The following is a 16,130-nucleotide window of genomic DNA, read 5'->3' on the forward strand; positions in this document are numbered from 1 at the left end:
CCGATGCATGCTCTGACCGGCTCATACCCAATGATGTCCGAATGCAGAGACACACGGAGACCGGGCGGTGGTCGCGGCGGCGGTCGCTCCGCCGCCGGTTCGGCCGCACGGCGGCGGCCCTGAGCCTGTTGACCGCGGTGGCGTGCACGTCGGCGCAGACACCGGGTTCGGCCACGGGCGGCGGTCTGGGTGCCGGAAAGGCCGACGAGGTCTCCGTGGCCACCTGGAACATGTGCGGGGTGCGGCAGTGGGGCTGTGAGAAGACCGGGGGGCCGAAGGAGAAGCTCCAGCAGCTGCGCGCCCTGATCGGCGATTCCGGCGTCCAGGTCGTGCTCCTGCAGGAGGTGTGCTCCGAGGACCTGCAATCGTTCGCCCGCAGCCTCGGCCCGGAGTGGCACTCGGCCTTCGAACCGTACGCGGAGGTCGACTCGGCGGGCGGCCGCAAGCCGGTCGGCTGCACCGGCCAGGGCCGGGGCGAGGCGGGCTACGGCCTGCTGGCCGGCTCCCCGCTCACCGACGTGGAGGCGATACCGACCGAGCAGCCGACGGTGGGCCTGCACCGCGGGATCCTGTGCGCGCGGGTCCCGGCCCAGCGGCTGCGGGTGTGCAACGCGCACCTCTCGCTGCGGGAGAGCGACGACGAACACCCGGACTGGGATTTCCGGGACGACCAGCTGAGCTCGCTGGTCGCCGCCGCGTCGACGGACGCCGCCACGGTCTTCGGCGGGGACTTCAACACCCCGCCGCCGGTGGGCGACCGGAACACCTCCGCCTGGATCTGGCCCTCGGAGGCGTACACCACGTACCGCGAGTGCGACCAGAAGGGCAGCTCGAAGAAGGGGCGCGCCACCCTCGAGGACGGCACGAAGATCGACTACCTGTTCACCCAGCTCCCCCGCACCGCCTGCGAGGTGGTGGGCACCAAGGCGTCCGACCACCGGCCGCTGGTGTTGCGGGTGACCCGTCCCGAGGACCCGGCCACGATCAGTACCGTGCGTTGAAGTAGGCCTCCTGGGCGGGGACGGTGTAGGTGTTGACGACGGTGAAGGCGGCCGTGGTCCATGCGGCCGCGTTGCCCATGGCGTCCACCGCGACGGCATCGACCACGTGTGGGCCCTCGGGCCAGGCCCAGCCCGCGTCCCAGCTCCAGCTGCCGTCGGCCATCACCGCGGTCGCCCCCAGGCCGGTACCGTCCTTGTGGAACTCGACGCGCACGGCGCCGGGCGCATAGCCCATGAAGCCGACCGAGGGTCCCGCTACCTGCTGTTGCGGTGACGGCGCCGTCACCGTCAGCACAGTGGGCTGGACCGACACGGGCATCTGGGCCGGTCCCGATGTCGGCGCCTGCCCCGGTGCCGGTTCGTGCGCGGTACTCGCCTCCAAGGCCGTGAAAATCACTTCGGTGCGCTTGGAGTGGTAGTTGTTCGCATCCGCCGCGAAGAGCCTCACCACATGCCGCCCGCGGGCCCAGGGCTTCTCGCGCTGCCAGGTCCAACTGCCGTCGGCGGCGACGGGTGCCGCACCCTGGTACTTGCCGTCCTCCCAGACGCTGACCCGGACCGCGCCGACCGGAGCGGTCCCGACGAAACGGACGGCGTTCCGGGGCATCTGCGTGTTCGCTGCGGGGGCGACGACCACCGGTCGGGGGAAGGAGTCCCCCTTCACCTGTGAGGTGTCGGCGAGATAGGCGTCGATGGCGGAGGTGTTCCGGTCCGGCTGCTCGTAGCCGTTGCTGACCATGCCGATCCGGGGCGTGATTCCGTCGACGAGGAGGTTGAGCAGACCCGTCACGGCCGGCAGATTCCGCAGCGGCACCCTCCCGTGGGGAGCGATCAGGGGAGAGTCGTTGTAGACGAAGTTGAAGTTCTCGTACCCCTGGAACAGGCCGAGGAGCGGTTCCACCTGGCGCGTGTAGTGCTCGTCCCTGGGTGAGGAGATGAGATAGACGTTTGCCGGGCGGCGCGAGCCGCCGCGCACCACTTCCGGCAGGACCGAGTCGAGGGTGCGGATGTTCGACCCTGCCCGCTCAGCCTGCGGCAACCCGGTGGCGCCCAGCAGGTCCTGTCCGACGTGCGTGCCGGTCAGGAAGCGGGGCATGCTGGCGACGATGTTCTTGAACCCGTACTTCAGCCCGAAGTACAGGGCAGCGCCGGCTCCCCTCGAGGTACCGAACGCGGTGCAGTCGTCCGGAGTCAGGGACAGCGCGTTCACGATGCGTGAGATGAGGCCGGCAACCGACTCGTCGAGCGCGAAGTCCATCCCGTTGCACAGGTAGTGGCTGTTCTCCCCGTCGAACAGGTCGCGGACCCACAGGACGTTGGCCCGAAGATCGTGAAGTGGTCCGTTCGATCCGCCGTATTCACCGGGCACGGCATGGTTGGCGAAGACCACGATCAGATGACGGTTGCCGTTCTTCGCGTGCGAGAAGCGGTACTCGATGGGCACCGGACCGGAGGACTCCACGCCTGTGAAGACGCGGCGCGCTTTCTGGGCTGCCTCAGACATGCTCGGAATCCATTCTTCTCACCGGCTGGCCCGGCACCCGGCCGAGGGTGTTCGCCTGCCGGGACACCGACTGGCGCGCGATGTGGCTGTCGGCCCTGCCGACGGCCGGCGCCTGAGCATGCACCGGGTCGAGGTCCCCTCCGGCGATCAGGATGCGGTCGGTGAGCCTGGCCGAGGCGTAGCCGTCGTCGAGGTCGCAGAACTCCTGCTGGAACCAGCGGTAGCGGGCGGCGTAGCCGTGCTGGATGCGGTCGATGTTGCGGATCGCCCCGATCAGCTCCGGGGAGGAGTACACGAGCGGGCCGGGGGCGGACTGCTCGAAGTCGAAGTAGAAGCCGCGCAGGGTGTCGCGGTAGTGATCGAGGTCGTAGGTGAAGAAGAGGATCGGCCGCCCGGTGTTGACGAAGTCGAACATCAGGGAGGAGTAGTCCGTGATCATCACGTCCGCGATGAGCGAGAGGTCCGCCATGTCCGGGTAGTCGGACACGTCGAAGACGAAGCCGTCGCCGGCGCCCGGTACGGGGTCCACCACGTTGGGGTGGCGCCGCACGAGCAGGACGTGGTCGTGGCCCAGCTGCGCCTTGGCCTCGTCGAGGTCGATGCGGAAGTCGAGCTTGTACTTTCCGGGCGCGTAGAACTGGTCGTCGCGCCAGGTCGGCGCGTACATGATGGCCTTCTTGCCGGGCGGCAGGCCGATCCGGCGGCGCACTTCGGCCGCCCGCTGCCCGGAGTCCGCGCGGCGCAGGATGTCGTTGCGGGGATAGCCGCTCTCGACCATCTCGCCGGGGAACTGGAAGGCCCGCTTGAGAATCGGGGTGCTGAAGCTGTTCGGGGACACCAGCATGTCCCAGTTCTGCACCTCCTTCTCCACGCGCTCCAGGTACCGCTTGTCCGCGAAGTGCACGGCTTCGATGTCGTGTCCGATGCGCTTGAGCGGGGTGCCGTGCCAGGTCTGCACGACGATCTGCCCGTCGCGCTTCTCGAACCAGTCCGGCATGTGGTTGTTGGCCACGATGTACTTGGACCGGGCCATGGCCTCGTACCAGTCGGGGGACCACATGCGCACGGGACGCGCGGTGGGGGGAACCTCCACCTGGTCGTCGCGCACCACCCACAGGTGTTCGAGGTCCAGGCCCCGGCGGACCATCTCCTCGTGCAGCGCGCGCGGGCTGTCGGAGTACTGGGTCCCCTTGAAGGCGTCGAAGAGCACGGCTCTGTTCAGCGGCTGGCGGCGGGCGGCCGGGTACGCCTTGGTACGCATCAGCTTCTGCCGGTACGGGCCGCGTGCCTCGTCCGGCATCGCCGAGTGGACCAGGAGCGAGAGGCGGTCGTAGGCCTCCGCCTGGAGTTCGTAGCGCCGGTCGTTGCTCGTCATCTCGCTGGGGAAGGTGGGGATCAGACCCTGCGTCATCTTGACCATGAGGTCGCTGGACCGGTTCTCCCGGGTGACCGCGGAGGGGTCCTGGCGGCGAAGGAAGAAGTCCCAGCGGCCGGCGGCGAGCGGGATGTCCCCGGCGAGGGTCCGCACGGCTGCGGGCGAGATGACGAAACGGAACTCCCGGCCGTTCCAGGCGATGGGCACGACACGCTCTGCCCCGTGGGCACGGGAGCGCACGACGATGTGCGCGGCGGCGAACTCGGAAGCACTCAGGCGGTCTTCGGCCGCGTAGCTGACAGTGACTTCGAGAGAACCGTCCTGGAGCCAGGTGGTCGACGTCGCCATCGGAAGGGTGTCCCGCTCGAACAGCACCACGTATCCGGAACCGTTGCGGTGCACGAAGACCTCGCGGTCCGCGTCCTCGGTCTGCAGGACGGCCGGGAGCCGGTAGTGACCGTCCTCGGCTTCCTCCGCCATGACCGGGTAGATGGCCGCCTTGCGGCCCTCGACGTGGAAGGTGGTCTTCCAGCCGTTGCTGCCGGTGTTCCAGGTCTGCGGAACTCCGCCGTCAGCCGCTCCGCGGTGTCCCGGGACCAAGGCCTTGAGCGGAACCCGGGTGACGAAGGTGCACCAGCCCTCGCCGCCGTACTTGAAGTGGACCCAGGAGTCGTGGCGACCGGCACCGCCCATGCTGGTGACCCGGAACTTGCCCCACTCCGGGATCTTGTCACCGAGGTAGACGCCGCCGAGCTCGAGGTGGTCACCGACGACCCGGTGCCGGGTGATGCGGCAACGGACCCGCTCCACGCGGAGCTTGAGCTTGCCCTGCATGAAGAGCGGCACCACTCGGGTGTTCTTCTCCACGTAGCGGTAGGGCGGGTTGGCCGCGCTGCCGGCGCCGCCCCTGGCTATGCCCTTGTAGCGGAACAGGCCGCGGCTCAGGACACCGGCGGCGACGTCCCACGTGCCCTCGACCCACTCGCCCTTGTGCTTGAGCCGGCTGGTGTCGAAGCTGACCTGGAATCCGGACCAGTCGTAGCAATAGCGGTTCTGGTTGGAGTGCTCGGTGGCCTGCGGGTAGTAGGTGGTCTTCGCCTTGGCGACCACCACTCGGCCCTGCTTCTTGTTGCGCAGCGCGATCGCCTTCATCGACATGTGCCGCTTGTGCACGTTGATGAAGCGGACGTACGCGGACCCTTCCAGCATCAGGTGATCGGAGTCGCCCCACTGCGCCCGCATCAGCGAGCCGTGCAGCGAGAGTTCCTTGTCGAGCCGGTAGGCGCTCTTGTCGAGGCCGATCGAACGGTCGCCGAGGTAGGGGTAGTTGAGGTAGCGGCGGAAGCGGCGCTGAACGGGCATGGGCCCGCCCTTGCGCTCGAACTCGACGACGTCGAGCAGTTCCTTCAGGCGCCCCTCGCGAACCAGCAGCCACTTGACGCGGGCGTCGGCGGGAAGCTCCTGGATGATGTCCGCGTCGGCCTCGTCCAGGAACTCGTTCGCCCATTGCATGAAGGCGTCCTGGTACTCCTCGTCGGCGTCGGGCAGCACCTTCAGATGCAGCATCAGGTCCGACTTCAGGCAGGCCAGGTCGTACTTGCGCTTGTGGTCCGAGTAGGACCGCGCACGGTGGCCGGCGAGGAAACGGCTGACCGACTGGACCGCGGAGACACGGTCCTGGAGATTGCTGAACTCGGTGTGCCGCTGGGTGATGGAGGGGGCCGCGCCGCCTTCGCGCCGACGCCAGAAGTAGACGATGTCCGTGAGGATGTCGACCTTGGCGGCCCGGAAGTGGGCGAACATGTTGACCCAGGAGTCCTCGTACATGACCCCTTCGGGGAACGCGATGTAGTGGTAGTCCCAGAAGGACCGCCGAAACAGCTTGTTCCACACGGTGCGGTCGTAGATGAGGTCGGGCAACTTGGTGATGTGCGTGCCGCGCCTGCTCTTCTGCATGGGCGCCTTGTGCAGGGGGGACTGCCACCTCTTGGTGGAGTTCATCATCTGCACGTTGCCCGACACGAAATCGGAACCGGAGCTTTCGAGGGTCTGCACGAGCAGCTCGTAGGCGTACTCGGGTATGACGTCGTCGCCGTCGACGAACGCGAGGAATTCGGCCTGCGGATGAGCGGCTCGAATGCCGACATTGCGGGCATGCCCCGGCCCCATCGACTCCTGGCGCAGGAGCTTGAACCTGGGGTCGCGGCGGGCGAAGTCGGCGGCTATGGCCGTCGAGGAGTCGGTCGAGCCGTCATCGACCATGATCACTTCGAGCGCCGAGAACGTCTGCCTGGCTATCGATTCCAGACATTCCTGGAGGTATATCTCAACGTCCTGGAAGGGCACGACAACACTCAGGCGGGGCATACCTGCCACTCAGAAAGCTCCTCGATAGACACTCTTCTCACGGCACGCCGGAAGGTGCCGGGACACACCGCCAGACCCGCCCCTGAATCTGGTCACGCACCGCTCCCCGAACACTCGACCCGCCCCACCATCCTCGGCCGCACACTTATGCGACCTTGACAGCGCGTGAGCAGCGTAGGGCAATCACTTAATGGCGAGCAAGTGTTCACGAACGCTTCACCTGCTCAGGACTTCACGTATGCGAATGAGGGGCGACTTCCCGCACCTGTAGAGCGAGTCAACGCCCGGTAGGCCCAGGGGGCGACACACCGAAGCGTTGCTCCGTTCGCCACAGGAAGGGCATTCGGGTGAGGTGGATCACCCGACCCGACACCACGGGCCGAACGCGAGACCAGGGTCCGTCAGATCCTGCCGGGCGATGAGCAGGCCGCCATCCAAGTCGATCATCGCGATTGCGACCGAGCCCCGGGCGTCGAGCGAGAGGGCCGGGAGCCCCGCGCACCGGCTCCCCACCGGGGCCCACCAAGTGCCGTACTGCTCGCCCTCCGTCGGATACGCGGCGATTTCCGGGTAGCCCTCGGATCCCCGCTGCAGCAGGACGGTGCAGTCGTACCCGCCGATGCGCGTACGGGTGACATCCACCGGGCCGACCCCGCCCGCACCCCCCAGCGGCATGAGCACGGGCGAGGCGCCGGCGGGAGCCTGCGGGCGATGGGCGACGACACCGCCGTCCGCGGGGTGGCGCCAGAAATAGGTGCCGACGCCCGGGCCCGTTTCACAGGAGCTGTACGTTCCCTCGACAGCGTCGGCCTCGATGCGCCCGAGCCACCTGAAGTCGCTTCCCGGCGCGTCCTGACCCCAGTACGAGGCCCCGCCCCGGAAAGGAGCCAGGAATTCGGCCCGCCCCTGGGCCGTCACAAGGGGCACGACGGCCCCACGAACCCATTTGCCCTGATAGTCGACCCAATTGCCCCATTTACCGTCGGCGCGCCGGGTTCGGCCGCCGACTCCCGCACCGAACCGGGTGGCGAGGATGTGGAGCGACCCGGTGCCGTCGGGGAGCACGATCGGATCCCCCGGCGGGGGTGGGGGCTCCTCGCCCTCGCGCTTGCGCTCCGGGAACGGGTTGCCCACCGCGCGCCAGTCTCCGAGGGGGCGGCCGGTCTGGTACTGGGTGGCGATGATCAGCTCCCGGCCGCCCGGCGCACCGTCCCGGTAGCGGGTGCCGGCGAACCAGACGAACCCGTTGGAGTCCTGCGCGAGGGTGAAGCGCCCCGCCCATCCCTCGACGGGGAACAGCTCGGGGCCCTGCCAGATGTCGGAGCCGGGCGCGGACTCGGTCCAGCGCACCAGGCCTTCGGCGCAGCTCGCGTAGGCGGTGAGCCGGCCGTCCCGTCCCAGTCGGAGCCAGCCCCGGGCCGCGCTCCCGCCGTCGGCCGCCGCGGCTATCTCGGAGCCCGGCACCGCGGGCGCGGCGGAGGTGGCACCTCGGTCCGCTTCCATACGTCCGCGTCGTGCCATGTCCTGCTCACACCTGCCCCAACTCGTACCTTTTGCCCGGCCTTCCCCGCCGGGCCGTTGGACAATTTACGGCAGTGGGACAGCCGGCGGATGCCGGGGGCGGATGTCCACGACAGCCTCCGCTTCCGTGCAACCTAGCCTGATCCGCCCGCCTCCACCAGCCGCTGCCGGTCACACCCCGCCACCGGCCGGACCGTCGTCCGCGGGGCCGAAAAGTCGGGTACGGGTACTACGTGGGGAGTACGCCTGAAACGCTACGCCGGGGTGACGCGGGTGACGGGGGAGGCCGTCTAGCGTGGCTGTATGGAAGAGCTGCGCGAGCGCCCGGGTCCCCCGTGGCGGCGGTGGGTGGAGCGGACCGGGCGGGGCCCGGCCTGGCGCTCGGCGCTGCTCGTGGCCGTCTTCACCCAGATCGGCGCGGGGTGGGCCGCGCACGCGCAGAGCGGGCGGGCGGCACTGGACGGCTTCGCCCGGCTCCTGCTGCTGATCGGGCCCGCTCTGCTCGTGGTGCGGCACCGGTACCCGGTGGCCGTGGCGTACGGGGTCGCCGTCGTCACCCTGGTCTATGTGGGTGCCGGTTACCCGTACGGCCCGGTGTTCCTCAGTCTCGCCCTGGCCTGCTTCGCCGCCGTCGTCGCCGGACACCGGCGGGCCGCCTGGGGCGCCGTCGGCCTGTTCTGGGCCGGGCACCTGCTCATCGGGCACTGGCTCTACCGGTGGCTCCCGCCCGCCGGGGACGGCCCGACGCCCTGGGCGCAGGAGGTGGGCGTCACCGCTTGGGTGCTCGCGGTGCTCGCCGTCGCGGAGCTGGTGCGCGTACGGCGGGAGCAGTGGGCCCGGGACCGGGCCGAGCGGGCGGCGGCCGAGCGGCGCCGGGTGGACGAGGAGCGGCTGCGGATCGCGCGGGAACTGCACGACGTCCTCGCCCACAGCATCTCGGTGATCAACGTCCAGGCGGGAGTCGGACTGGCCCTGCTCGACTCCGATCCCGAGCAGGCCCGTACCGCGCTCGCCACCATCAAGGCGGCGAGCAAGGAGGCGCTGGGCGAGGTCCGGCAGGTCCTCGACACCCTGCGCTCCCCCGGCGAGGCGCCGCGCTCCCCCGCGCCGGGTCTGGACCGCCTCCCCGAGCTCGTGGAGCAGGCCGCGGCGGCCGGGTTGACCGTGGAGGTCTCGGCCGAGGGGGAGCCCAGGGCGCTGCCTCCCGGTGTGGACCTCGCCGCCTTCCGCATCCTGCAGGAGGCGCTGACCAATGTGATGCGCCACTCCGGATCGCGCACCGCCCGTATCCGCCTCACCTGGCGGCCGCACGCCCTGGAGCTAGGGGTGGACGACGACGGCCCTGCCACGGGCGGCGCGCCGGGCGGCAGCGGCAACGGCCTCGTCGGGATGCGCGAGCGGGCCTCGGCCCTGGGCGGCACCGTCGAGGCCGGACCGCGACCGGACGGCGGCTTCCGGGTGACCGCCGTACTCCCGCCGAAGGCCGACGCGTTCCAGGAGGACCCGTGATCCGCGTACTGCTCGCCGACGACCAGCTGCTGGTGCGGGCCGGGTTCCGGGCACTGCTCGACGCCCAGCCCGACATCGAGGTGGCGGGCGAGGCCGCCGACGGCGAGGAGGCGGTACGGCTGGTCCGGGAGCTGAGCCCCGACGTCGTGCTCATGGACATCCGGATGCCGGTGCTGGACGGACTCGCCGCGACCCGCCGGATCGGCGAGGACGGGTCCCTGGCCGCCGTGCGGGTGGTCATGCTCACCACCTTCGAGCTCGACGAGTACGTCTTCGAGGCGATCCGGTCGGGCGCCTCCGGCTTCCTGGTCAAGGACACCGAGCCGGAGGAACTGCTGCGGGCGGTCCGGGCGGTGGTCGCGGGTGACGCCCTCCTGTCCCCCGGTGTCACCCGCCGCCTGATCTCGGAGTTCGCGGCCCGTTCGAAACAGCCCGCCACGGCGGCCGGGCTGGGCCGGCTCACCGACCGGGAACGGGAGGTGATGGCCCTGGTCGGCATGGGCCTGTCCAACGAGGAGATCGCCCGCCGCCTGGTCGTCAGCCCCCTCACGGCCAAGACGCACGTCAGCCGCACCATGGTCAAACTGGGCGCCCGGGACCGCGCCCAACTGGTCGTCCTGGCCTACGAATCCGGCCTGGTCCGCCCGGGCTGGCTCGGCTGAGGCGGTCATGGCGTCGTCCAGTAGGGTCGGGGCCGTGGAGACCACACATCGGCCCGCCGTGCGGGTGATCTGCCTGGACGCCGCCCACCGCCTGCTCCTGCTGCACTGGCGTGACCCGTTCGACGGTGTGCTGCTCTGGGAGCCGCCTGGCGGCGGCATCGAGCCGGGCGAGACACCGCTGATCGCGGCCCGTCGGGAACTGGCCGAGGAGACCGGCCTGGACCCCGCCGCCGTCCTCGACCGCTCGGTGCCGGTCGAACGCGACGTCCGGTGGAACGGGAAGCGGTATGTCGGGGCGGAGGATTTCTTCGTGGCCCGATTCGCCGAGGAGCGGCCGGCTTTGAGTGCGACGGGGCTCCTCCCCGATGAGCGGGTCAACTTCCACGCATACGCGTGGATCGACTGGTCCGACCTGACCACGCTGCCGGATCGGGTCGAGCCGCCGGCGTTGATGTCCGTTCTCGCCGCCCTGGTACCGGACTGCCCCTGGCACGACCCGGATGCCTCGCCTGTTCTGAGTTCAGATCACTGGCGGGTTGCTTCGGCTCCCGGGAGGCTTCCGGCTGCTGCAGGAACGATCTGTGACGCGTGGTGATGTGACCGATGCCGATGGGAGTTGATCGAGCCGCATCTGCCGTTGGGCGAACGTGGGCCGATCCCTGACCTGCGCAGCTACCTGCTTCAATGCGGTGATGTGGAGGTTCCGTTCGGGGAGCCCCGGCACGACGTTCCGCGCCGGTACGGATGCTGGTCGACGATCTACGACCGGTTCCGGGTTCGAGAGGATTGACCTTCACGGTTCGACATCGAGGCGGGGCGACGTCAGCTGGTTGAGGGGGACCCTGCCGTCCAGTACGTCCAACGGTGTGGTGATCACGGGCAGGCGCCGGACGATGTCGTCGTTCAGCAACTGCGTCTGCGCGAGCACCGCCGTTTGATCCCAGTAGATGCGCTCGCTCCGCACACGCGGGCCTCGGAAGTCCACGACGGCGATGACGGGTATACGGACCTGCTGCCCGGTGGGTGCCAATCCAGGCAGAACCCAGGGCACCTCGATGTCGTGGGTGAACGACACGATCATTTCGTCTACGAGGCTGTCGTCTCCCACCGTGCGGGATATCGAACGCACAGTGAAATCGTCCGGGTTCCGTCCAATGAACCAGCGTGCGTAGAAGTCCTTGACGCCGTCGTACCCACTACCGCCCATGGCGGTCGGCACATGGACGACGATGGGGTCGTCGTCCATCGTGGCCATCGTAGCCTCCACGTCCTGCGCCACGAACTCGCCGGCGGTGTGGGCTTCCCAGACACGCTCCATCGTTGCGCGATCAGCCATGCCCGCTCCTGACAGTAGGCGTCTCGGCTGTGCGGGTGTCTCGGGTCTCGGGATAGCCATACGCCGCTGCCCATTGCGCCGCATCCCCTTCTTCTGGACGCGAGTAAGACACCGCAGATACAGGATAGGCAGGTGTGGGTCCGCGCGCACTCTTGGGCGTTTACCGGGATCACGAGTCTGGACGTTCTGCTGCCCTGGCTGGATCCGGGGCGGTAGACAGGCGGGATGGCTCGGGGTGATCTCACGGACGACGAGTGGGCGGTGATTGAGCCGTTGCTGCCGCTGGGCGAGCGCGGTCCGATTCCTGACCTGCGGCGACTGGTGAACGGCGTGATGTGGCGGTTCCGTACGGGCAGTCCGTGGCGGGACATGCCCCAGCAATACGGGTCCTGGTCCACCGTCTACGGGCGGTTCCACCTATGGGCCGGTGCGGGGGTCTTCCAGGCGCTGATGGAAGCGGTGATCGCTGAGGCGGCCGCCCGGGGGCAGGCGGAGCTCGGGCTGGTGAGCGTGGACCCCACGTCTGCCCGGGCTCACCACCACGCCGCCGGGATGATGCTGGACCCGGAACTGCTGGAGACGCTGGAGAACGCCGTCGCCGAGGAAAAGGGGCTTCTCCAAAGGGGCAAAACGCCTCGATAGTCGACCGGGACGAGGCCCGTGAGGAGCGTCGGCGTCTGCGCCGGCGTCGCAAGGCCCGTCTCCGCGCTGCCAAACCGGGCCGTTCCCGTGGCGGGTTGACCAGCAAGGTGCACCAGTCGGCGGACCGCCGCTGCCGTCCGCTGTCCTTCGTCCTCACGCCCGGCCAGGCCGCCGACAGTCCCCGTTTCACCGCCGTTCTGGAACGCATCAAGGTGCGCGGGCCGGTGGGCCGCCCCCGCACCCGCCCCGACGCGGTCGCCGCGGACAAGGCGTACTCGTCCCGCGCCAACCGCGCCTACCTGCGCCGACGCAAGATCCAGGCAGTGATCCCGGAGAAGACCGACCAGGCCGCCAACCGCAAGAAGCGCGGCTCACGTTGCGGACGCCCCGTCAGCCACGATGCGGCCTTGTACAAGGAGCGCAACACGGCCGAACGCTGCATCAACAAGATCAAGGAATGGCGCGGGCTCGCCACCCGCTACGACAAGACCCCGGCCAGCTACCTGGCCGGACTCCACTTACACGGAGCCGTCATCTGGCTCCGCAGCCTCCAGCCCGTCTAAAGATCTGAACTCGGCACACGCCCTAGCTCTTCTGCAGGGTGCGGGTGACACCGGCGATGACGGCGGTCGTCAGCACCCAGCCGAAGGCGATCAGCAGGTAGGCCAGCCACTGGAGGCCGCCTTGCGTCCAGTACCAGGCCGTGCGCTGGCCCAGGCCGCCGATGGGGATCAAGAGGTCCAGCGTGTAGACGAGGGGCTGGAACGGGGCACCTTCGTCCGGTTTGACCGGTTGGGGAGAGTGGGTTCCGAAGGCCAGGGTGCCCACCAGGGTCAGGGCAAGGAGCCAGACACCGGCCAGCCAGGGGCGGTATCCGTAGCCGACGGTCACGTCCAGCAGGTGCCCCCACACGCGCGCGGCCAGGGGCAGGGTCCGGCGGCGATGGCGGTGCTTGGCCAGGAGCACGCGGCGGGCGTCGTCGTCATGGCCGGCCTTCCGGTACCAGCCGGCCAACTGCTCGTAGGGCTGGGGGTTGTAGCCCGGGCTGCGTCGCAGCCACCCCACGCGGCGGGCCACGGAGTCCCGCCGTCCGCCCGCCTCGCCCGCCCCGCCCGCCTTGACGGAGCCGTAGACGAAACCGTCCAGCTCCACCACCTCCGGCCAGCTCCGGTCGCTGTCGTGGAGGTAGGACACCTGCGCGCCCCGCAGGTCCACCATGCCGGACGGTGGCCGGGCGAGGGTGAGGTCGAAGTCGACGGCGTGCATCAGCGGGGCGGCCAGGGCCGGGCCGCGGCCGTCCGCCGGCCCGTTCAGAACCGCCCCGTCGAAGGTCAGGTCGCCCGAGATCCGGGCTCCCCGCAGCCGTACGGTCCCGTTCGCCGTGAACCCGTCCGAGAAATCGAGTGTCGAGGCCACCGCATTGTCCAGGGCGAGCAGCACCCCGCGCGGACCGGGGCTCTCCAGCAGGGCGCCCCGCATGTGCAGCCCACCGGGCAGTTGCGCCCCCATCAGACGGACCTCGCCGTGGGCGACGAATCCGTCCAGGCAGTAGACACCGCCCTCCGCGACCAGTCCCCCGGCGGACACCGCCCATTCCCCGGGTGCGGTGATCTCGGCGGCGCTCAGGTTCACGGCGCCGCTCACATGGGCGTTGATCAGCGACAAGGCGGTGAGCCTGCGGTGGAAGGGCGAGGCAGGACCCTTCACCACGCGGGAACGCCGCAGGTCGAACCGTCCCTCGACCCGGATCAGGCCGGCCTCCACGCCCGGTACTCGGCAGCCCACGAGCCCGATCGACCGGGTCGACGCCCCGGAGAGGTCCACACCCTCCTCGAACCAGCAGTCCGTGAGCCGGAAGGCGTGGGCGATCTGGGCGCCCGCCAGGTCGAGGTGCCCCGATATCCGCGCCCCGGCAAGCCTCAGGCTCGCGATACCGCCTGGCTGCGCGGTATTCGCGCCCTGGAGCAGCGCCACGATCACCGCGGCCCGTACCGTCCGCTCGGGGCCCCACCGCCCGCCCTCGGCGACCGGGACGTCCTGCGCCGCGCCGGCGGCCAGGTCGACGCGGCCTCCCTCGGGGAACGCGTCCCACAACTCACGCTCCGGTGAGGTCAACTCGTCGTATGAGAGCACCCGTACAGAGTAGTGATCTTCCGCGTACGGCATGGGGTGTCAGGGACGGCGCGACGGCGCCCGTCCGATCGTCACGTCCGCCCCGGTGGCAGATGGTGGTGTCCGAGCGACAGCACCGGCACGCTGTTCCCGTTGAAGAACCACAGCGCACTCGTGTACCAGAGGACCACCACCACGACCACCAGTGCGCCCCCCGCCAGCGGCAGGGCCCAGCCCGGCAGGCGCCGGCTCCGCACCAGCAGGACCTTGGCGGCGAAGGCCCCGTAAAAGAAGCAGCCCGCGATCGAGTGCACTGCCGCACGCGAGCCGTTCAGCTGCACGCCGTACGCCTGGATGCAGTGCACCGTGATCGGGATGCTGAGGGCGAACAGGACCACGCCGACGATCCGGTGGGTGAGGGGCACCGGGCCCGGCACCCGGCGCACCCCGGGCAGCCTGCCGTACATCCACAGCGCCAGCACCAGCTGGAGGGCGGCCAGCGCCAGGACGCCGGTGGCGAGCTGTGCCTTGAGACGCATGGCATCGGTGTCCGCCTGGCCGAACAGGGTCGCGGTGTAGTCCGGCGTGTTCGCCCGGCCGACCAGGAAGACGGCGAAGAAGACCGCGACGGCCGCCGCGAACGCCAGTGCGAGAGCGAGTCCGGCTTCCGGGCGGCGCAGTGCGGGCCGGGCGTGCGACATGGTGCTCCTCGTCTCGGAACGCTGAGGACGTGCGCTTCGCCATCCCTTGTACCCGCCCGGTGCGGCGGATGGCGGCCGACGCGGCCGTAGCGGCCACGACTCCCTTCCCTCCATCCGGGTGTCTAGGGTGACGGCACTCCCAGAGGGCGGTGGAAGCGGACTTCCGGGAAACCTGCCGTGGGGCCGTCCAGCAGCCGGGGGTCCCGTCCTCGCAGGTGGGTGTCGACGAACGCCGTCACGTAGGTCCTGGTGATGGCGTCGGCGCGGTCACCGTCCAGTCGTTGGAGCGGCATGCCGAACTGCTTGGCCAGGGGCGCCAGGTCGGTGAAGGACAGGTGCCCGATGTCGTCGACGCTCAGCCAGCGCTTCCATCCGGTCAGTTCGTTCCAGGTCTCGTCCCAGGTCGGATCGATGCCGCCGGGTACGTGGCTGGGCTGGCCGAGCATCAGGAACGGGCGGTCCAGCGGGGTGTCGTTCGGGAACCGGAAGTTGCCGTCCATGTTGACCGCCGCCTTGACGCGCGGGTCGCGCAGCATGGCCGGGATCGTGCTGAAACCGCCGGCCGAGTGCCCCACGACGGCTACGCGGCCGGTGTCGACGGGTGCGCCGTGCTTCCAGGCCGACCGGGCGCCGGTGAGCTCGTCGAGCACGAAGGAGATGTCCTCGGCCCGGACGGCGCCGACCTTGGGGTAGTCCCTGTTCACGCACGCCACGCAGGAGGTGGTGCGCCCGTCGGGGAACGAGATGCCGTCCGCCTCGTAGTTGTGTCCGATGCCGGCTACGGCGTAGCCCCGGGCCGCTAACTCCTCGGCGAGGCCGGTGAGGGTGGCGCGAGGCATGCCGAAGCCCGGTGACAGGACGACCAGTGGCAGTCCGCCGCGGGCCTTCGCCGGCTTGGCGTCGACCGTCGAGTGGGTCCTCACGCCGGCGAACAGGTCGGCCGGCAGGTTCAGTCCGGTGGCTGCCGCGTACTGCCTGGATTCCTCTGCTGTCATATAGGGCGCGGGTGTGTCCGAAGGCCTGACGGCCGGGTACCAGAGGGAGACCATCAGCTCCCGCTGCTCCGAGGGGACCCAGGGGTCGGCCCGGCTCTCGTCCTTCAGGTGGACGACGGTCCTGCCGACCGGGTGGTGCCCGGACGGCGCGGGCAGCACGAGTGCGGTCCCGGGCGGCTCTACGGGGCGGGTGCCGGCCTGGGCGGTCGTGGTGGACAAGGTGCTCGCCAGAGCCGTGGCAACAGCGGCACCGACCAGGAACAAGCGTCGTCGCATCGAATCGTCTCCATCGATGTGTCTCGTGGCATACGGCCCGGTGCGGGCCGGCCTCGAACGCTATGCGGGGCGCGTGCGGCTGCCATCGGCCCGGGGATGTACCTCGACGGCACCCGTACATCCCCGGAT

General features: G+C 69.9%; 11 protein-coding genes and 1 pseudogene. 5 read left to right on the top strand and 7 right to left on the bottom strand.

The window, feature by feature from the left end; translation table 11 throughout:
• The first annotated feature begins 41 nt into the window (after positions 1–41).
• The gene (locus JYK04_RS05285; RefSeq protein ID WP_189742337.1) at positions 42–1,001 is read left to right on the top strand and encodes an endonuclease/exonuclease/phosphatase family protein; all 960 of its coding nucleotides are present in this window, start codon (positions 42–44) and stop codon (positions 999–1,001) included.
• Here JYK04_RS05285 and JYK04_RS05290 read toward each other — a convergent pair.
• The 3 genes from JYK04_RS05290 to JYK04_RS05300 form a co-directional block, all read right to left on the bottom strand.
• Positions 985–2,505 carry a hypothetical protein gene (locus JYK04_RS05290; protein WP_189742340.1) on the bottom strand — a complete coding sequence of 507 codons (1,521 nt, stop codon included), beginning with the start codon at positions 2,503–2,505 and terminating at the stop codon, positions 985–987. The genes JYK04_RS05285 and JYK04_RS05290 overlap by 17 nt on opposite strands.
• A complete protein-coding gene (locus JYK04_RS05295) occupies positions 2,498–6,247 on the bottom strand; it encodes a bifunctional glycosyltransferase/CDP-glycerol:glycerophosphate glycerophosphotransferase (protein WP_189742760.1) in 3,750 nt (1,249 codons plus the stop codon). The genes JYK04_RS05290 and JYK04_RS05295 overlap by 8 nt, the downstream gene beginning before the upstream one ends.
• Positions 6,248–6,604: 357 nt before the next feature.
• Positions 6,605–7,750, bottom strand: a complete 1,146-nt coding sequence (locus tag JYK04_RS05300; RefSeq protein ID WP_189742343.1) for a hypothetical protein — start codon at positions 7,748–7,750, stop codon at positions 6,605–6,607.
• A gap of 321 nt (positions 7,751–8,071) precedes the next feature.
• Between JYK04_RS05300 and JYK04_RS05305 the strand changes: the two genes are divergently transcribed.
• From JYK04_RS05305 to JYK04_RS05315, 3 genes are read left to right on the top strand one after another with little or no spacing between them, the layout of a single operon-like run.
• Complete coding sequence (locus JYK04_RS05305) at positions 8,072–9,277, top strand: sensor histidine kinase (RefSeq protein WP_189742346.1); 1,206 nt, start codon at positions 8,072–8,074, stop codon at positions 9,275–9,277.
• Positions 9,274–9,939, top strand: a complete 666-nt coding sequence (locus JYK04_RS05310) for a response regulator (protein ID WP_189742349.1) — start codon at positions 9,274–9,276, stop codon at positions 9,937–9,939. The genes JYK04_RS05305 and JYK04_RS05310 overlap by 4 nt, the downstream gene beginning before the upstream one ends.
• Before the next feature lie 34 nt (positions 9,940–9,973).
• On the top strand, positions 9,974–10,534 hold the full coding sequence (locus tag JYK04_RS05315; RefSeq protein WP_272933161.1) for an NUDIX hydrolase: 561 nt from the start codon (positions 9,974–9,976) through the stop codon (positions 10,532–10,534).
• A 198-nt stretch (positions 10,535–10,732) separates the two neighbouring features.
• On the opposite strand, the gene JYK04_RS05320 is transcribed toward JYK04_RS05315, so the two are convergent.
• Entirely contained in the window at positions 10,733–11,275 is a 543-nt protein-coding gene (locus tag JYK04_RS05320; protein WP_229876229.1) for a nuclear transport factor 2 family protein, read from the bottom strand.
• 225 nt (positions 11,276–11,500) lie between these two features.
• Here JYK04_RS05320 and JYK04_RS05325 point away from each other — a divergent pair.
• Positions 11,501–12,480, top strand: a pseudogene (locus JYK04_RS05325) (IS5 family transposase).
• 22 nt (positions 12,481–12,502) lie between these two features.
• Here JYK04_RS05325 and JYK04_RS05330 read toward each other — a convergent pair.
• From JYK04_RS05330 to JYK04_RS05340, 3 genes are all read right to left on the bottom strand, one after another.
• Positions 12,503–14,050, bottom strand: a complete 1,548-nt coding sequence (locus JYK04_RS05330; RefSeq protein WP_189742354.1) for an oxidoreductase — start codon at positions 14,048–14,050, stop codon at positions 12,503–12,505.
• A 71-nt stretch (positions 14,051–14,121) separates the two neighbouring features.
• Positions 14,122–14,730, bottom strand: a complete 609-nt coding sequence (locus tag JYK04_RS05335; protein ID WP_229876243.1) for a DUF6529 family protein — start codon at positions 14,728–14,730, stop codon at positions 14,122–14,124.
• A 122-nt stretch (positions 14,731–14,852) separates the two neighbouring features.
• Positions 14,853–16,001 carry an alpha/beta hydrolase family protein gene (locus JYK04_RS05340; protein ID WP_189742357.1) on the bottom strand — a complete coding sequence of 383 codons (1,149 nt, stop codon included), beginning with the start codon at positions 15,999–16,001 and terminating at the stop codon, positions 14,853–14,855.
• Positions 16,002–16,130 lie beyond the last annotated feature (129 nt).

Source organism: Streptomyces nojiriensis (assembly GCF_017639205.1).
GTDB classification, from domain to species: Bacteria; Actinomycetota; Actinomycetes; order Streptomycetales; family Streptomycetaceae; genus Streptomyces; species Streptomyces nojiriensis.

Coding starts and splice junctions, on each gene's coding strand:
- JYK04_RS05285 (WP_189742337.1), top strand. CDS start 42: ATGCAGAGACACACGGAGACCGGGCGGTGGTCGCGGCGGCGGTCGCTC.
- JYK04_RS05290 (WP_189742340.1), bottom strand. CDS start 2,505: ATGTCTGAGGCAGCCCAGAAAGCGCGCCGCGTCTTCACAGGCGTGGAG.
- JYK04_RS05295 (WP_189742760.1), bottom strand. CDS start 6,247: ATGCCCCGCCTGAGTGTTGTCGTGCCCTTCCAGGACGTTGAGATATAC.
- JYK04_RS05300 (WP_189742343.1), bottom strand. CDS start 7,750: ATGGAAGCGGACCGAGGTGCCACCTCCGCCGCGCCCGCGGTGCCGGGC.
- JYK04_RS05305 (WP_189742346.1), top strand. CDS start 8,072: ATGGAAGAGCTGCGCGAGCGCCCGGGTCCCCCGTGGCGGCGGTGGGTG.
- JYK04_RS05320 (WP_229876229.1), bottom strand. CDS start 11,275: ATGGCTGATCGCGCAACGATGGAGCGTGTCTGGGAAGCCCACACCGCC.
- JYK04_RS05335 (WP_229876243.1), bottom strand. CDS start 14,730: ATGTCGCACGCCCGGCCCGCACTGCGCCGCCCGGAAGCCGGACTCGCT.
- JYK04_RS05340 (WP_189742357.1), bottom strand. CDS start 16,001: ATGCGACGACGCTTGTTCCTGGTCGGTGCCGCTGTTGCCACGGCTCTG.